Origin of the sequence: Streptomyces sp. CB01373 (assembly GCF_002803075.1) — a bacterium.
In the GTDB taxonomy this organism is placed as follows: Bacteria; Actinomycetota; Actinomycetes; order Streptomycetales; family Streptomycetaceae; genus Streptomyces.
The window spans coordinates 143,608-156,987 of record NZ_NNBK01000003.1 but is presented as its reverse complement, the minus strand read 5'-3'; the positions used below and the strand labels follow the sequence as shown (position 1 = coordinate 156,987).

Here is a 13,380-nt window from a genome sequence, read left to right as displayed (position 1 = left end):
CGAAGCACAGCCCCGCTCCCAGGGAGGTCAGTCATGTCCATCGCCACGGTGAACCCGGCCAGCGGCGAGACGCTCAAGACGTACGAGGCGTTGGGCGAGGAGGAGACCGAGCGCCGGCTCCAGCTCGCGCAGGCCACGTTCCGTACGTACCGGACGACAGCCTTCGCCGAGCGGGCCCGGCTGATGAACAAGGCCGCCGCTCTCCTGGACGGGGACCAGGAGGAGATCGCCCGTGTCATGACCACGGAGATGGGCAAGCCGGTCAAGCAGGCGCGCGCGGAGGCCGCGAAGTGCGCCAAGGCGATGCGCTGGTACGCCGAGCACGCCGAGGAGCTGCTCGCCGACGAGCGGCCCGCCGACGCGGACGTGAAGGACTCCGGGGCGTCCCACGCCCTGGTCCGCTACCGGCCGCTCGGACCGGTGCTGGCCGTCATGCCCTGGAACTTCCCGCTGTGGCAGGTGGTCCGCTTCGCCGCGCCCGCGCTGATGGCCGGCAACGTCGGGCTGCTCAAGCACGCCTCCAACGTGCCGCAGACGGCCCTGTACCTGGAGGACCTGTTCCACCGGGCCGGCTTCACCGAGGGCTGTTTCCAGACCCTGCTCATCGGCTCGGGAGCGGTCGACGACATCCTGCGCGACGAGCGGGTGAAGGCGGCCACCCTGACCGGCAGCGAGCCGGCCGGGCGGGCGGTGGCGTCCACCGCCGGGGAGATGATCAAGAAGACGGTGCTGGAGCTGGGCGGCAGCGACCCGTTCATCGTGATGCCGTCCGCCGACGTCGACCGGGCCGCCGAGGTCGCGGTGACCGCGCGCGTGCAGAACAACGGGCAGTCCTGCATCGCGGCGAAGCGGTTCATCGTGCACACGGACGTCTACGACGCCTTCGCGGAGCGTTTCGTGGCCGGCATGAGGGCGCTGCGGGTCGGTGACCCGATGCGGGAGGACACCGAGGTCGGGCCGCTGTCCAGCGAGCGGGGGCGGGCGGATCTGGAGGAGCTCGTCGACGACGCGCGGCGTGGCGGGGCCGCTGTGCTGTGCGGTGGCGAACGGCCCGGCGGGCCGGGCTGGTACTACCCGCCGACCGTGCTGGCCGGCATCACCCGCGAGATGCGCATCCACCGCGAGGAGGCGTTCGGTCCGGTGGCCACGCTGTACCGGGCGACCGATCTCGACGAGGCGGTGCTGATCGCCAACGACTCGCTCTTCGGGCTGAGTTCGAACGTCTGGACCGAGGACGAGACCGAGGTGGACCGCTTCGTACGGGACCTGGAGGCGGGCGGGGTGTACGTCAACGGGATGACGGCCTCGCACCCGGCGCTCCCGTTCGGCGGAGTGAAGCGGTCGGGGTACGGACGTGAGCTGTCCGGGCACGGAATCCGCGAGTTCTGCAACATCACCACCGTGTGGCACGGGGCGTGAGGCTTCCGCGGCTACGATCCCCTTTGTGAACCGCGAAGTGACTCTGCCTCTGATCGTCGACGACCGCGGTACCTTGCAGGTGGCCGCGGCCGATGTGAGCAAGCTGCTGCGCACGGTCGGCGGCCGGTGGCTGCGTCTGGTGGAAGCCGGCCAGGGGGGCCTCGACGAGGACACGGTGGCCGCCCTGACCATCGAACTGGCCAAGCTGGCCGACCGCATCGACGTGGCCTGCATCGCCCACAGCAGCGGCCCCACCCCCGGCTGACCACCCGAACCGCACCGAGCCCCCGCCGCGCTCGCCGAGGCGCCGCCGACCACGCCCCTGGCGCGCCCCGCCCGCCCGGCGGCGGCGGCGAACCCACCCCGGCTGACCGGCCGGCCCGTATCGACCGCACGGCACCGAACCCACGGCCACGGCCCGGCGGACGCCTCGCCACGCCTCGCCCCGCCCACCCGGGCCCAGCCCGCCTCGTCTCGTCTCGTGGCATCTGCAACGCCCCCTCGGCTGACCGGACGGGCCGGACCGACCGCACGGCACCGACCCGCGGCCACGACCCGCGCCTCACCCACCCGGCGGCGAACCCACCCCGGCTGACCGAACGGGCCAGACCCACCGCACGGCACCGACCCGCGGCCACGACCCGCGCCTCACCCACCCGGCGGCGAACCCACCCCGGCTGACCGAACGGGCCAGACCCACCGCACGGCACCGACCCGCGGCCACGACCCGCGCCTCGCCCACCCGACCCAGCCCGCTTCGTCTCGCCTCATCCGCAGCGCCCCCCCTCGGCGGACCGGCCGGGGCTGGACCGACGGCCACGGCCCGGTGGACGCTTCAGCGCGCATCGCCCTGCCCACCCGACCGAGCCCGCCTCGTCTCGTCTCGTCCGCAGCCCCCTCGGCTGACCGGACGGACCGGGGCGACGGGACCTGCCGCGGCGCTGACCGGTGGTCATGGTCCGGCGGGCGCGTCGCCCCTCCCGCCCTGTGCCACCGCTCGCCTCACCCCGCCCCGCCCCGCATGGCCCCGCCCGGCCCCGCCCCGCCCGGCCCCGCCCGGCCGCGCCCGGCCCGGCTCGGCCCGCGGCAGTGGAGCCGGCTGCGGCTGACCGGATCAGCCGGGCGGGCCGATCCGACCGCGTGGTGCGGGACCTGCCACCGGCGGCCCGGCGGGCGCTTCGGCACGCCCGCCGCCACACCCGTCCGCTCCCACCGGCACTCCCCCGCACGGCACGGGCGGTGGGTGCGTCTCGTACTCCTGAAGGCGGATGCCGGTGGTCGGTCGGGGCGGTGTGGGAGGCGCGGGGGTGATCTTCGTGTGGTGGGGGGCGGTGGCGCGAGTCGGGAGGGTCGCCGACGGAGGTGATCGCAAGGCTGTGAGCAGGGGTTTCTCGGGTGCGGGAGGCCGTTTCACGGCCGCCGGGGTCAAGCCGTCCGAGCCCGGCGGAGCTTGGGCGCCGTCGCCGGTTTGGAGTAGCTCCGCGAGAAGATCGTCGCTCCTCCGGGTGATCGTAGATGGACCACCCTTCTGGGTGCACCACCCTCTGACCGGGGGGCAACCGGCCTTCCGGAAGGCGAAAGCAGGCACGGCTCATGGCGACTTTGTGCAGACCCTCGGTGTCCGTTCCAGAGCACGTGATCACGATGGAGGAGACGCTGGAGCTCGCGCGTTCCCGCCACGCGGACCACCCGCAACTCCCGCTGGCCCTCCGGCTCATCGAAAACACCGGTGTGCGGACCCGGCACATCGTGCAGCCCATCGAGGAGACCCTCAAGCATCCCGGCTTCGAGCAGCGCAACAAGCTCTACGAGCAGGAGGCGAAGGCCCGCGTCCCCGCCGTCATCCAGCGCGCGCTCGACGACGCCGAGGTCCGCACCAAGGACATCGACGTCATCATCTACGTCTCGTGCACGGGCTTCATGATGCCCTCGCTCACCGCGTGGCTGATCAACGCGATGGAGTTCGAGTCGACCACCCGCCAGATCCCCATAGCCCAGCTGGGCTGTGCGGCCGGGGGCGCGGCGATCAACCGGGCCCACGACTTCTGCACGGCCTACCCCGACGCCAACGCGCTCATCGTCGCCTGCGAGTTCTGCTCGCTGTGCTACCAGCCCACCGACCTCGGCGTCGGCTCCCTGCTCTCCAACGGCCTGTTCGGCGACGGCATCGCCGCCGCCGTGGTCCGCGGCAGCGGAGGCACCGGCGTCCGGCTGGAGCGCAACGGCTCGTACCTCATCCCCAAGACCGAGGAGTGGATCGCCTACGACGTCCGGGCGACCGGCTTCCACTTCCTGCTGGACAAGCGGGTGCCCGCCACCATGGAGCCGCTCGCCCCGGCCCTTCAGGACCTGGCCGGAGTGCACGGCTGGGACGCGTCCGACCTGGACTTCTACGTCATCCACGCGGGCGGTCCCCGCATCCTGGACGACCTGAGCAAGTTCCTGAACGTCGAACCGCACGCGTTCCGGTTCAGCCGGGCCACGCTCACCGAGTACGGCAACATCGCCAGCGCCGTCGTCCTGGACGCGCTGCGCCGGCTGTTCGAGGAAGGCGGCCCCCAGGACCAGGCGCGCGGACTGCTCGCCGGGTTCGGCCCCGGCATCACCGCCGAGATGTCGCTCGGCTGCTGGCAGACCGGGGGCGGCGCATGACGGAGGAGACACTCGTCGAGGAGGCGCGCACCGAGACGGTGCCGCCGGTCCGGCCCTGGCCGGCGCTCGACCTGCCGGGCGTGGCCTTCGACCCGGTGCTCTCCGAGCTCATGGAGCAGGGCCCGGTCACCCGCGTCGAGCTGCCCAACGGCGAGGGCTGGGCGTGGCTGGTGACCCGCATGGACGACGTGCGGACGGTCACCAACGACCCCCGGTTCAGCCGCGAGGCGGTCGTCGACCGGGAGGTCACCCGGCTGGCCCCGCACTTCGTCCCGTCCCGGGCCGCGGTCGGCTTCCTGGACCCGCCCGACCACACCCGGCTGCGCCGCGCGGTCGCACCCGCCCTCACCGCAGACGGTGTCGAGCGGGTGCGGGACAGTGCCCGCCGGATGCTGGACGAGCTGGTCGACGACCTGCTCGCCAACGGCCCACCGGCCGACCTGACCGCCGAGGTGCTGAGCCCGTTCCCGATCGCCGTGATCTGCGAGCTGATGGGTGTGCCGGTCGCGGACCGGCAGGGCATGCACGCCTGGACCCGGCTGATCCTGTCCTCCTCGCACGGCGCGTCCGTCGGCGAGCAGGCCAAGGAGGAGATGGGCACGTACTTCGCCGAACTCCTCGACGCCCGCGCGGACAGTGCCGGGGAGGACATCGCCTCACTGCTCGGGACCGCCGTGGCCCGCCGTGAGATCAGCCTGAAGGAGGCCGTGGGGCTCGCGGTGCTGCTCCAGATCGGCGGCGAGGCGGTCACCGGCAACAGCGGGCAGATGTTCTACCTCCTGCTGACCCGCCCCGAGCTGGCCGACCGGCTGCGCGCGGACCGGGAGATCCGCCCTCGGGCCATCGACGAACTGCTGCGCCACATCCCGCACCGCAACGCGGTCGGGCTGTCCCGGATCGCCCTGGAGGACGTGGAGATCAAGGGGGTGCGGATCCGGGCGGGCGACGCGGTCTACGTGTCGTACCTGGCCGCCAACCGAGACCCGGACGTCTTCCCCGACCCCGGGACGATCGACCTCACGCGCAGCCCGAACCCGCACGTGGCGTTCGGCTTCGGCCCGCACTACTGCCCAGGTAGCCAACTGGCCCGGATGGAGTCGGAGTTGCTGGTCGACGCCCTGCTGGACCGGGTGCCGAACCTGCGGCTCGCGGTGCCTCCGGAGCAAGTGCCCTTCAGGAAGGGCACGTTGATCCGAGGGCCCGAGGCCCTGCCGGTGGCGTGGTGATCCGGCGATGACCACGGACGGACTGCTCGTACCGCCGGGCCAGGGCCGCGTCGTCGAGGCGCCGGCCCAGCGGGTGACGTTCAAGGTGACCGGCACGCACTCGCGGGCGGCCTCCACCTTCGAGGTGGAGGTTCCCCCGGGCTTCGACGTCGGCGCCCACGTGCACACGCGCAGCGAGGAGTTGTTCTACGTACTCGAGGGCGAGCTGGACGTGCTCGCCTTCGAGCCGCGGATCCGGACCCCCGACCACTGGCAGCGGTGGGAGTCCCCCTCCGGAAACCGCGTGGTGCGGGCGACCCCGGGGACGGTCATCGTCGTCCCGCCGGGCTGCCCGCACGCCTTCGCCAACCCGACCGACACCCCCGCCAAGATGTTCTTCCAGGCGTCTCCGCCGCCGGACCACGAGCGGTACTTCGAGGAACTCCTTGAGATCCTGGGCAACGGGGGCCCGCCGGACCACGCGGCGATCGAGGCCCTCAGAAAGCGCTATGACATCGAGCAACTGACGCCGCTGCGACACCGTTAGCGGAGACTCCGTCGGCGGACGCACCGTCAGCGGATCGGCATGCCCGAGATCGTGCGGGAGATCACCAGCCGCTGGATCTCGCTGGTCCCTTCAAAAATGGTGTAGATCGCCGCATCGCGGTGCATCCGCTCCACCGGGTACTCCCGGGTGTAGCCGTTGCCGCCGAGGATCTGGATGGCCTGGGCCGTGACCTTCTTCGCGGTCTCGCTGGCGAACAGCTTGGACATCGAGCCCTCGGCGGCTTCGAACGGCCTGCCGTTGACGGCCATCCACGAGGCCCGCCAGACCAGCAGCCGGGCGGCGTCGATCTGCGTGCGCATGTCGGCGAGCTGGAAGGCGACGCCCTGGTTGTCGATGATCGGCCGGCCGAACTGCTCGCGCGTCCTGGCGTAGTCGAGGGCGACCTCGTAGGCGGCCCGGGCGGTGCCGACCGCCATGGCGCCGACGGCGGGGCGGGACGCCTCGAAGGTGGCCATCGCGGCGTTCTTCACCCGGTCCCCGCCTTTTCGGGCCTTCTCCCGGGCGCGGGCGAGCCGCTCGTCGAGTTTCTCCTTGCCGCCGAGCAGGCAGGACCCGGGGACCCGTACGCCGTCCAGGACCACCTCGGCGGTGTGCGAGGCGCGGATGCCGTGCTTCTTGAACTTCTGACCCTGCGTCAGTCCCGGTGTGCCCGGCGGGACGATGAAGGAGGCGTGGCCCTTGGAGCCGAGTCCGGGGTCGACGGAGGCGACGACCACGTGCACGTTGGCGATGCCGCCGTTGGTCGCCCAGGTCTTGGTGCCGTTGATCACCCACTCGTCCTTGGCCTCGTCGTACACCGCGCGGGTGCGCATCGAGGCCACGTCGGAGCCGGCGTCGGGCTCGGAGGAGCAGAAGGCGGCGACCTTCACATCGTTCGGTTCGCCGTACATCTGCGGGATCCAGGTGCCGATCTGCTCCTCGGTGCCGTTGGCGAGGACGCCCACGGCGGCGAGGCCGGTGCCGACGATGGACAGGGCGATGCCGGCGTCGCCCCAGAACAGTTCCTCCATGGCCATCGGGATGCCGAGGCCGGTGGCGTCGAAGTACTGCTGCGCGTAGAAGTCGAGGGAGTAGATGCCGACCTTGGCGGCCTCCTGGATGACCGGCCAGGGGGTCTCCTCGCGCTCGTCCCACTCGGCGGCGGCGGGGCGGATCACATCGGCCGCGAAGCCGTGGAGCCAGTCCCTGACCTCCTTCTGCTCGTCGTTGAGCTCCATCGTGAACTCGGCCATGTCCCCTCCAGCGCGCACCTGCGTGTTACTTGCGGTAACCGTACTGTGTTACCGGTCGGTGGGGAAAGTCGACTGCCGACGGTCCTCCGGCAGCCCGTTCGAGGCATCCGGCCTCGTCAGTGTTACTTTGCGCAGGCGTCACCGAACCAGCACGGGTGGGGAGATCTCATGGACACCAGGCAGCGGAGCGATCAGCAGCGGTCCGCCGACCGCCGACGGCGCGAGCTGCTGGAGGCCGCCGACCGGGTGGTGCTGCGCGACGGCCCGCACGCGTCGATGAACGCCATCGCCGCCGAGGCCGGCATCACCAAGCCGATCCTCTACCGCCACTTCGGCGACAAGGGCGGGCTGTACGCCGCCCTCGCCCAACGGCACACCGACGCCCTGCTCGACTCCCTGCGGGCCGCGCTGGACGCTCCCGCCGACCGGCGGGAGCGCGTCGAGGCGACGCTGGACACCTACCTCGCGGCCATAGAGGCCCGCCCGCAGGTCTACCGCTTCCTCATGCACCCGGCGGAGGGCGGTCAGGGCACCGACCAGGGCTTCGACGTCGGCAAGCACTCCGCCCCGCTGCTGCGCCGCATGGGCGAGGAGCTGGCCCGGGTCATCGAGGAGCGGCTCGACCTGGGGCCGTCCGGGCAGCAACTGGCCCGCGTGTGGGGCCACGGCATCGTCGGCATGATGCACGCGGCCGGCGACTGGTGGCTGGGCGAGCGGCCGTGCCCGCGGGCGGAACTGGTCCGCAGCCTGGCGGACCTCCTGTGGGGACGGCTGGCGGCGGTCGGCGACAAGGTGGGCGGCCCCGGATTCTGAGCCGCGGGCGGCGGGCCCGCCACCGCGAGCCCCGACCACGCGGCGCGGCGCCCATCACCGTACGCCGCCAGCGCGAAGCCCAAGCACGTAGCGCGGTGCCCATCACCGCGCAGCGCCGCCGCAAGGCCCCGACCATGCGGCGCGGTGCCCATCACCGTACGGCGCCATCACGAGGCCCGACCACTTACCGCGGTGCCCATCACCGCGCAGCGCCGCCGCGAGGTCCCGACCGCGGCGCGAGGCCCATCACCGCCCCGCGCCGCGTGGCCCGACCACGCGGCGCTTCAGCCGGCCGCCGTCCCCGAAGCGCTCGGGCGGCGGGCAGCCCGCGGGCCGGCGCACAGGCTCACCGACCCCACCGTGCCGCTCGGGCGGCCGCCGGTCCGCGGCCCCGTGCGGAGGCTCACCGGCCCCACGGTGCTCGCGCGGCCTGGCGCAGCAGCCGGCCGCGCCGCCATCCCGTGAGGCGGTCGGCGTACACCTTCCCGTCGAGGTGGTCGCACTCGTGCTGGAGGCAGCGCGCGAAGAACCCCGTGCCGTGCACGGTGACCGGCTCCCCGGTCACCGTGAAGCCCTCGACGACCGCGTGGTCGTGGCGCTCCGTCCCCGCCTCCAGGCCCGGCAGGGACAGGCAGCCCTCCGGCCCGCGGATCACCACGCCGTCCGCCTCCACCAGCCGCGGATTGACCAGATGCCCGAGGTGGCGCACCTCCTCGTCGTCCGGGCAGTCGTACACGAAGACGCGCAGCGGCAGCCCGATCTGGTTCGCCGCGAGGCCCACGCCGCGGGCCGCGTACATGGTCGCGAACAAGTCCTCCACCACCCGGGACAGTTCGGGTCCGAAGTCGGTGACTTCCTCGCAGGGGGCGTGCAGAACGGGGCTGCCGAGCAGGGAAAGGGGCCGGACGCGCCCGTGGGCGCCCGGGATCGAGCCGTGTCGCATGGCGGCAAGGGTACGGTTCCCTGTGCCCCTGCCTGCCGCGTCGGCATGGGCCGGGATTCGGGAGCGTCAACGGATGTCGATAGGCTGAGGTCCACACCACGTTGCCGGAGAACACCAGGGCGCGGCGCGTACGCAAGGAGGATCGAGAACTGATGGCAGGCAACTCGGACCCGCTCACGCCGCGGGCCAAGCTGGCCGTGACCGCGGGCAAGGCGGTCGCCGCGGCATCGCGTGCAGCGGGACGCGGCAGCGGTTCGGTGATCGGCGGTCGGGTGGCCCTCAAGCTCGACCCCGATCTGCTCGCACGGCTCGCCCAGCACCTGGACGTGATCCTGGTCTCGGCGACGAACGGCAAGACGACGACGACCCGGCTCATCGCCGAGGCACTGCGGGCCGCGGGCCCGGTCGTCTCCAACGCGCTCGGCGCGAACATGCCCGCGGGCATCACGTCGGCGCTGGCCGGCGGCTCGGACGCGAAGTTCGGCGTCATAGAGGTCGACGAGAAGTACCTCGCGGGCGTGGCCCGCGACACCGACCCCAAGTGCATCGCACTGCTCAACCTCTCCCGCGACCAGCTCGACCGGGCCGGCGAGACCCGGATGCTGGCCGAGAACTGGCGTGAGGCGCTCAGCGGCTCCAAGGCCGTGCTCGTCGCCAACTGCGACGACCCGCTGGTGGTGTGGGCGGCGTCCTCGTCCCCCAACGTGGTCTGGGTGGCCGCCGGGCAGATGTGGAAGGACGACGCCTGGTCCTGCCCCTCCTGCGGCGGAGTGATGCAGCGCCCGGGCGACGACTGGTTCTGCGGCGAGTGCGGCTTCCGCCGGCCCACCCCCACCTGGGCCCTGTCCGGCGACCACGTCCTCGACCCGCACGGCTCGGCCTGGCCGATCCAACTGCAGCTCCCGGGCCGCGCCAACAAGGCCAACGCCGCCTCCTCGGCGGCCGTCGCCGCCGTCTTCGGGGTGCCGCCGCAGGTCGCCCTGGAGCGGATGTACCAGGTGCAGGCGGTCGCCGGCCGCTACGACGTCGTGCAGTTCCAGAACCGCGACCTGCGCCTGCTGCTGGCGAAGAACCCGGCCGGCTGGCTGGAGACGTTCTCGCTGATCGACCCGCCGCCCACCCCGGTCATCCTGTCGGTCAACGCGCGCAGCGCCGACGGCACCGACACCTCCTGGCTGTGGGACGTCGACTACACGCGTCTGACAGGGCACCCGCTCTTCGTGCTCGGGGACCGGAAGCTGGACCTCGCGGTGCGTCTGGAGGTCGCGGGCCAGCAGTTCCAGGTCTGCGAGAGCCTGGACCAGGCCGTGCAGCAGGCCCCGCCCGGCCGGATCGAGGTCATCGCCAACTACACCGCGTTCCAGGACCTGCGCCGCCGCGTCGGCAACTGACCACAAAGGACGAGCACTTCATGAGTGACAACCAACTGCGGCTGGTGTGGATCTACCCGGACCTGCTGAGCACCTACGGCGACCAGGGCAACGTCCTCGTGGTGGAGCGCCGGGCCCGCCAGCGCGGCCTGGACGTGGCCCGTCTCGACGTGCGCAGCGACCAGCCGATCCCGACCTCCGGCGACATCTACCTGATCGGCGGCGGCGAGGACCGGCCGCAGCGGCTGGCGGCGGAGCGGCTGCGCCGCGACGGCAGTCTGCCCAGGGCGGTGGCGAACGGCGCGATCGTCTTCTCCGTCTGCGCCGGGTACCAGATCCTCGGGCACGAGTTCATCAACGACCTCGGGCAGCGCGAGCCGGGGCTCGGTCTGCTCGACGTCGTGTCGGTGCGCGGTGAGGGCGAGCGGTGCGTGGGCGACGTGCTGGGCGACATCGACGCGCGGCTCGGCCTGCCTCCGCTGACCGGGTTCGAGAACCACCAGGGCGTCACCCACCTCGGCCCCACCGCCCGCCCCTTCGCCCAGGTGAGCCTGGGCCGGGGCAACGGCACGGGCGACGGCACGGAGGGCGCGTACAACGACACCGTCTTCGGCACGTACATGCACGGGCCGGTGCTGGCCCGCAACCCGCTGATCGCGGACCTGCTGCTGAAGCTGGCACTCGACGTCAACGCGCTGCCGCCGATCGACGACCACTGGTACGAGGCGCTGCGCAACGAGCGCATCGCGGCGGCGCAGCAGCAGCCCGCGTAAACAGCCGGTCGACAGCCCGTGCGGGGACCGTCGCGCGTGCCGTAACAGGCCCGCGGCGGCCCGCGGGGACGGCCCCGGTGGGAGCCCGTCTGACAGGGTGTCCGCACAGGTGAGCGGGCCCGTCCAGCAGGCGGACGCACGCTTCGGCCCCACCGCCCGGTGCCGCTAGGGTGGCGGGGACCGACCGGACAGCGTGGTCCGGTCCCCGCGCCCACGTTGAGAAGGTTATCCGGGCTATGCGCATTGGCGTCCTCACCTCCGGCGGCGACTGTCCCGGCCTGAACGCCGTCATCCGGTCCGTCGTGCACCGTGCCGTCGTCGATCACGGCGACGAGGTCATCGGCTTCCGCGACGGCTGGAAGGGTCTCCTGGAGTGCGACTACCTCAAGCTCGATCTCGACGCGGTGAGCGGCATCCTCGCCCGCGGCGGGACCATTCTCGGCTCCTCCCGGGTCCGTCCCGAGCACCTGCGGGACGGCGTGCAGCGGGCCAGGGGCCATGTCGAGGAGCTGGGGCTCGACGCGATCATCCCGATCGGCGGTGAGGGCACGCTCAAGGCGGCCCGGCTGCTGTCGGACAACGGCCTGCCGATCGTCGGCGTGCCCAAGACCATCGACAACGACATCGCGGTCACGGACCTCACCTTCGGCTTCGACACGGCCGTGACCGTCGCCACCGAGGCCCTGGACCGGCTGAAGACGACCGCCGAGTCCCACCAGCGGGTGCTGATCGTGGAGGTCATGGGCCGTCACACCGGCTGGATCGCGCTCCAGTCCGGCATGGCGGCCGGCGCCCACGCCATCGTTGTCCCCGAACGCCCCTTCGACATCGAGGAGTTGGCTGCGAAGGTCGGCGAGCGGTTCGCGGCGGGCAAGCGGTTCGCGATCGTCGTGGCCGCGGAGGGCGCCAAGCCCAGGGCGGGCTCCATGGACTTCGACGAGGGCGGCAAGGACGTCTACGGCCATGAGCGGTTCGCGGGCGTCGCCCGGCAGCTCGCCCTCGAACTCGAGGAGCGGCTCGGCAAGGAGGCCCGGGCGGTGATCCTCGGGCACGTCCAGCGCGGCGGCACGCCGACGGCGTACGACCGGGTGCTGGCGACCCGGTTCGGCTGGCACGCCGTGGAGGCGGTGCACCGCGGGGAGTTCGGCCGGATGACGGCACTGCGCGGCACGGACGTCGTGATGGTGTCCCTGGCCGAGGCGGTGGCGACCCTCAAGACGGTCCCCGCGGAGCGGTACGCCGAGGCGGAGTGCGTGCTGTAGAACACGCCGCACGTCCCCGCCGCCCCCGGTCGCAGTCGCGGCCGGGGGCGGCTCTAGTCTGGGTGCGGACAGACAGCTGTGGACAGACAGCGCACAATCCCCACGAATCAGGAGCCGGCGGATGGATCACAGCGGGCACGGCATGACGCACGATCTGCCGCCGTTCACGCTGGGACGCGGTCTGGAGTGGTCCCCGGACCCGTTCTTCCTGGTCGCCTGCCTGCTGGGGCTCGGCCTGTACGGCTGGGGTGTGGTGCGGCTGCGGCGGCGCGGCGACGCCTGGCCGGTGGGCCGCACGGTGGCGTACGTCATCGGCGTGCTGACCGTGGGCCTGGTGATGTGCACCAAGCTGAACGACTACGGCATGGTCATGTTCAGCGTGCACATGGTCCAGCACATGATCATCAGCATGCTGTCGCCGATCCTGGTCCTGCTCGGCGGTCCGATCACGCTGGCGCTGCGGGCGCTGCCGGTGGCCGGGCGGGGCCGCAAGGGGCCGCGTGAGCTGCTGCTCGTCCTGCTGCACAGCCGGTATCTGCGGGTCGTCACGCACCCCGCCTTCACCATCCCGATGTTCGTGGCGAGCCTGTACGCCCTGTACTTCACGTCGATCTTCGACTTCCTGATGGGCTCGCGGGCCGGGCACATCGCGATGATGGTGCACTTCCTCGCGGTGGGCCTGGTGTTCTTCTGGCCGATCATGGGCGTCGACCCGGGCCCGAACCGGCCCGGTCACCTCATGCGGATGCTGGAGCTGTTCGCGGGCATGCCGTTCCACGCGTTCTTCGGCATCGCGCTGATGATGGCGACCACGCCCATGGTCAGCACCTTCCAGAACCCGCCCGCCTCGCTCGGCATCGACGCCCTGACCGACCAGTCCGCGGCCGGCGGCATCGCCTGGGCGTTCAGCGAGATCCCCTCGGTCCTGGTGCTGCTGGCCCTGCTCTTCCAGTGGTACGGCTCCGAACAGCGCCAGGCCCGCCGCAAGGACCGCGCCGCGGACCGCGACGGCGACAAGGAACTCGAGGCGTACAACGCGTACCTGGCGTCCTTGAACGCCCGGAGCAACTGAGCCGGACGGCGACCGGACGGGCAGGGGGCGCGGCAGCGATGCCGCGCCCCCTGCCCGTTCCTCCGAGGCGG

11 protein-coding genes and 1 pseudogene are annotated in these 13,380 nt (G+C 72.3%); 10 read left to right on the top strand and 2 right to left on the bottom strand.

Going from position 1 to position 13,380, the window contains the following annotated elements:
- Positions 1-33: 33 nt before the first annotated feature.
- The 5 genes and pseudogenes from CG719_RS05475 (at position 34) to CG719_RS05455 (ending at position 5,823) form a co-directional block, all read left to right on the top strand.
- Entirely contained in the window at positions 34-1,419 is a 1,386-nt protein-coding gene (locus CG719_RS05475; protein WP_100567345.1) for an NADP-dependent succinic semialdehyde dehydrogenase, read from the top strand.
- Between the two features lie 25 nt (positions 1,420-1,444).
- A complete protein-coding gene (locus tag CG719_RS05470; RefSeq protein WP_100567344.1) occupies positions 1,445-1,684 on the top strand; it encodes a DUF6213 family protein in 240 nt (79 codons plus the stop codon).
- Between the two features lie 1,319 nt (positions 1,685-3,003).
- Positions 3,004-4,071, top strand: a pseudogene (locus tag CG719_RS05465) (type III polyketide synthase); the annotation flags it as partial.
- Complete coding sequence (locus CG719_RS05460; RefSeq protein WP_100567342.1) at positions 4,068-5,297, top strand: cytochrome P450; 1,230 nt, start codon at positions 4,068-4,070, stop codon at positions 5,295-5,297. The pseudogene CG719_RS05465 and the gene CG719_RS05460, both read left to right, overlap by 4 nt.
- A 7-nt stretch (positions 5,298-5,304) precedes the next feature.
- Positions 5,305-5,823: a cupin domain-containing protein gene (locus CG719_RS05455; RefSeq protein WP_100567341.1), complete on the top strand. Its 519-nt coding sequence runs from the start codon at positions 5,305-5,307 to the stop codon at positions 5,821-5,823.
- A gap of 26 nt (positions 5,824-5,849) precedes the next feature.
- Here the strand turns inward: CG719_RS05455 and CG719_RS05450 are convergent, their stop codons facing one another.
- Positions 5,850-7,076 (bottom strand): acyl-CoA dehydrogenase family protein, encoded by a 1,227-nt coding sequence (locus CG719_RS05450; RefSeq protein ID WP_100567340.1) that lies wholly within the window; start codon positions 7,074-7,076, stop codon positions 5,850-5,852.
- A 168-nt stretch (positions 7,077-7,244) separates the two neighbouring features.
- On the opposite strand from CG719_RS05450, the gene CG719_RS05445 reads away from it, so the two are divergent.
- The gene (locus tag CG719_RS05445) at positions 7,245-7,889 is read left to right on the top strand and encodes a TetR family transcriptional regulator (RefSeq protein WP_100567339.1); all 645 of its coding nucleotides are present in this window, start codon (positions 7,245-7,247) and stop codon (positions 7,887-7,889) included.
- Positions 7,890-8,292: 403 nt separating this feature from the next.
- On the opposite strand, the gene def is transcribed toward CG719_RS05445, so the two are convergent.
- A complete protein-coding gene (gene def, locus CG719_RS05440; RefSeq protein ID WP_100567338.1) occupies positions 8,293-8,832 on the bottom strand; it encodes a peptide deformylase in 540 nt (179 codons plus the stop codon).
- A gap of 152 nt (positions 8,833-8,984) precedes the next feature.
- Between def and CG719_RS05435 the strand changes: the two genes are divergently transcribed.
- From CG719_RS05435 to CG719_RS05420, 4 genes are all read left to right on the top strand, one after another.
- Positions 8,985-10,223, top strand: a complete 1,239-nt coding sequence (locus CG719_RS05435; RefSeq protein WP_100567337.1) for a Mur ligase family protein — start codon at positions 8,985-8,987, stop codon at positions 10,221-10,223.
- A 20-nt stretch (positions 10,224-10,243) separates the two neighbouring features.
- Positions 10,244-10,975: a type 1 glutamine amidotransferase gene (locus CG719_RS05430; protein WP_100567336.1), complete on the top strand. Its 732-nt coding sequence runs from the start codon at positions 10,244-10,246 to the stop codon at positions 10,973-10,975.
- A 236-nt stretch (positions 10,976-11,211) separates the two neighbouring features.
- Positions 11,212-12,237 (top strand): 6-phosphofructokinase, encoded by a 1,026-nt coding sequence (locus CG719_RS05425; RefSeq protein WP_100567335.1) that lies wholly within the window; start codon positions 11,212-11,214, stop codon positions 12,235-12,237.
- 121 nt (positions 12,238-12,358) lie between these two features.
- Complete coding sequence (locus tag CG719_RS05420) at positions 12,359-13,309, top strand: cytochrome c oxidase assembly protein (protein ID WP_100567334.1); 951 nt, start codon at positions 12,359-12,361, stop codon at positions 13,307-13,309.
- Positions 13,310-13,380: the final 71 nt, after the last annotated feature.

Coding starts and splice junctions, on each gene's coding strand:
- CG719_RS05425 (WP_100567335.1), top strand. CDS start 11,212: ATGCGCATTGGCGTCCTCACCTCCGGCGGCGACTGTCCCGGCCTGAAC.
- CG719_RS05450 (WP_100567340.1), bottom strand. CDS start 7,076: ATGGCCGAGTTCACGATGGAGCTCAACGACGAGCAGAAGGAGGTCAGG.
- def (WP_100567338.1), bottom strand. CDS start 8,832: ATGCGACACGGCTCGATCCCGGGCGCCCACGGGCGCGTCCGGCCCCTT.
- CG719_RS05455 (WP_100567341.1), top strand. CDS start 5,305: ATGACCACGGACGGACTGCTCGTACCGCCGGGCCAGGGCCGCGTCGTC.
- CG719_RS05475 (WP_100567345.1), top strand. CDS start 34: ATGTCCATCGCCACGGTGAACCCGGCCAGCGGCGAGACGCTCAAGACG.
- CG719_RS05435 (WP_100567337.1), top strand. CDS start 8,985: ATGGCAGGCAACTCGGACCCGCTCACGCCGCGGGCCAAGCTGGCCGTG.
- CG719_RS05430 (WP_100567336.1), top strand. CDS start 10,244: ATGAGTGACAACCAACTGCGGCTGGTGTGGATCTACCCGGACCTGCTG.
- CG719_RS05445 (WP_100567339.1), top strand. CDS start 7,245: ATGGACACCAGGCAGCGGAGCGATCAGCAGCGGTCCGCCGACCGCCGA.
- CG719_RS05420 (WP_100567334.1), top strand. CDS start 12,359: ATGGATCACAGCGGGCACGGCATGACGCACGATCTGCCGCCGTTCACG.
- CG719_RS05460 (WP_100567342.1), top strand. CDS start 4,068: ATGACGGAGGAGACACTCGTCGAGGAGGCGCGCACCGAGACGGTGCCG.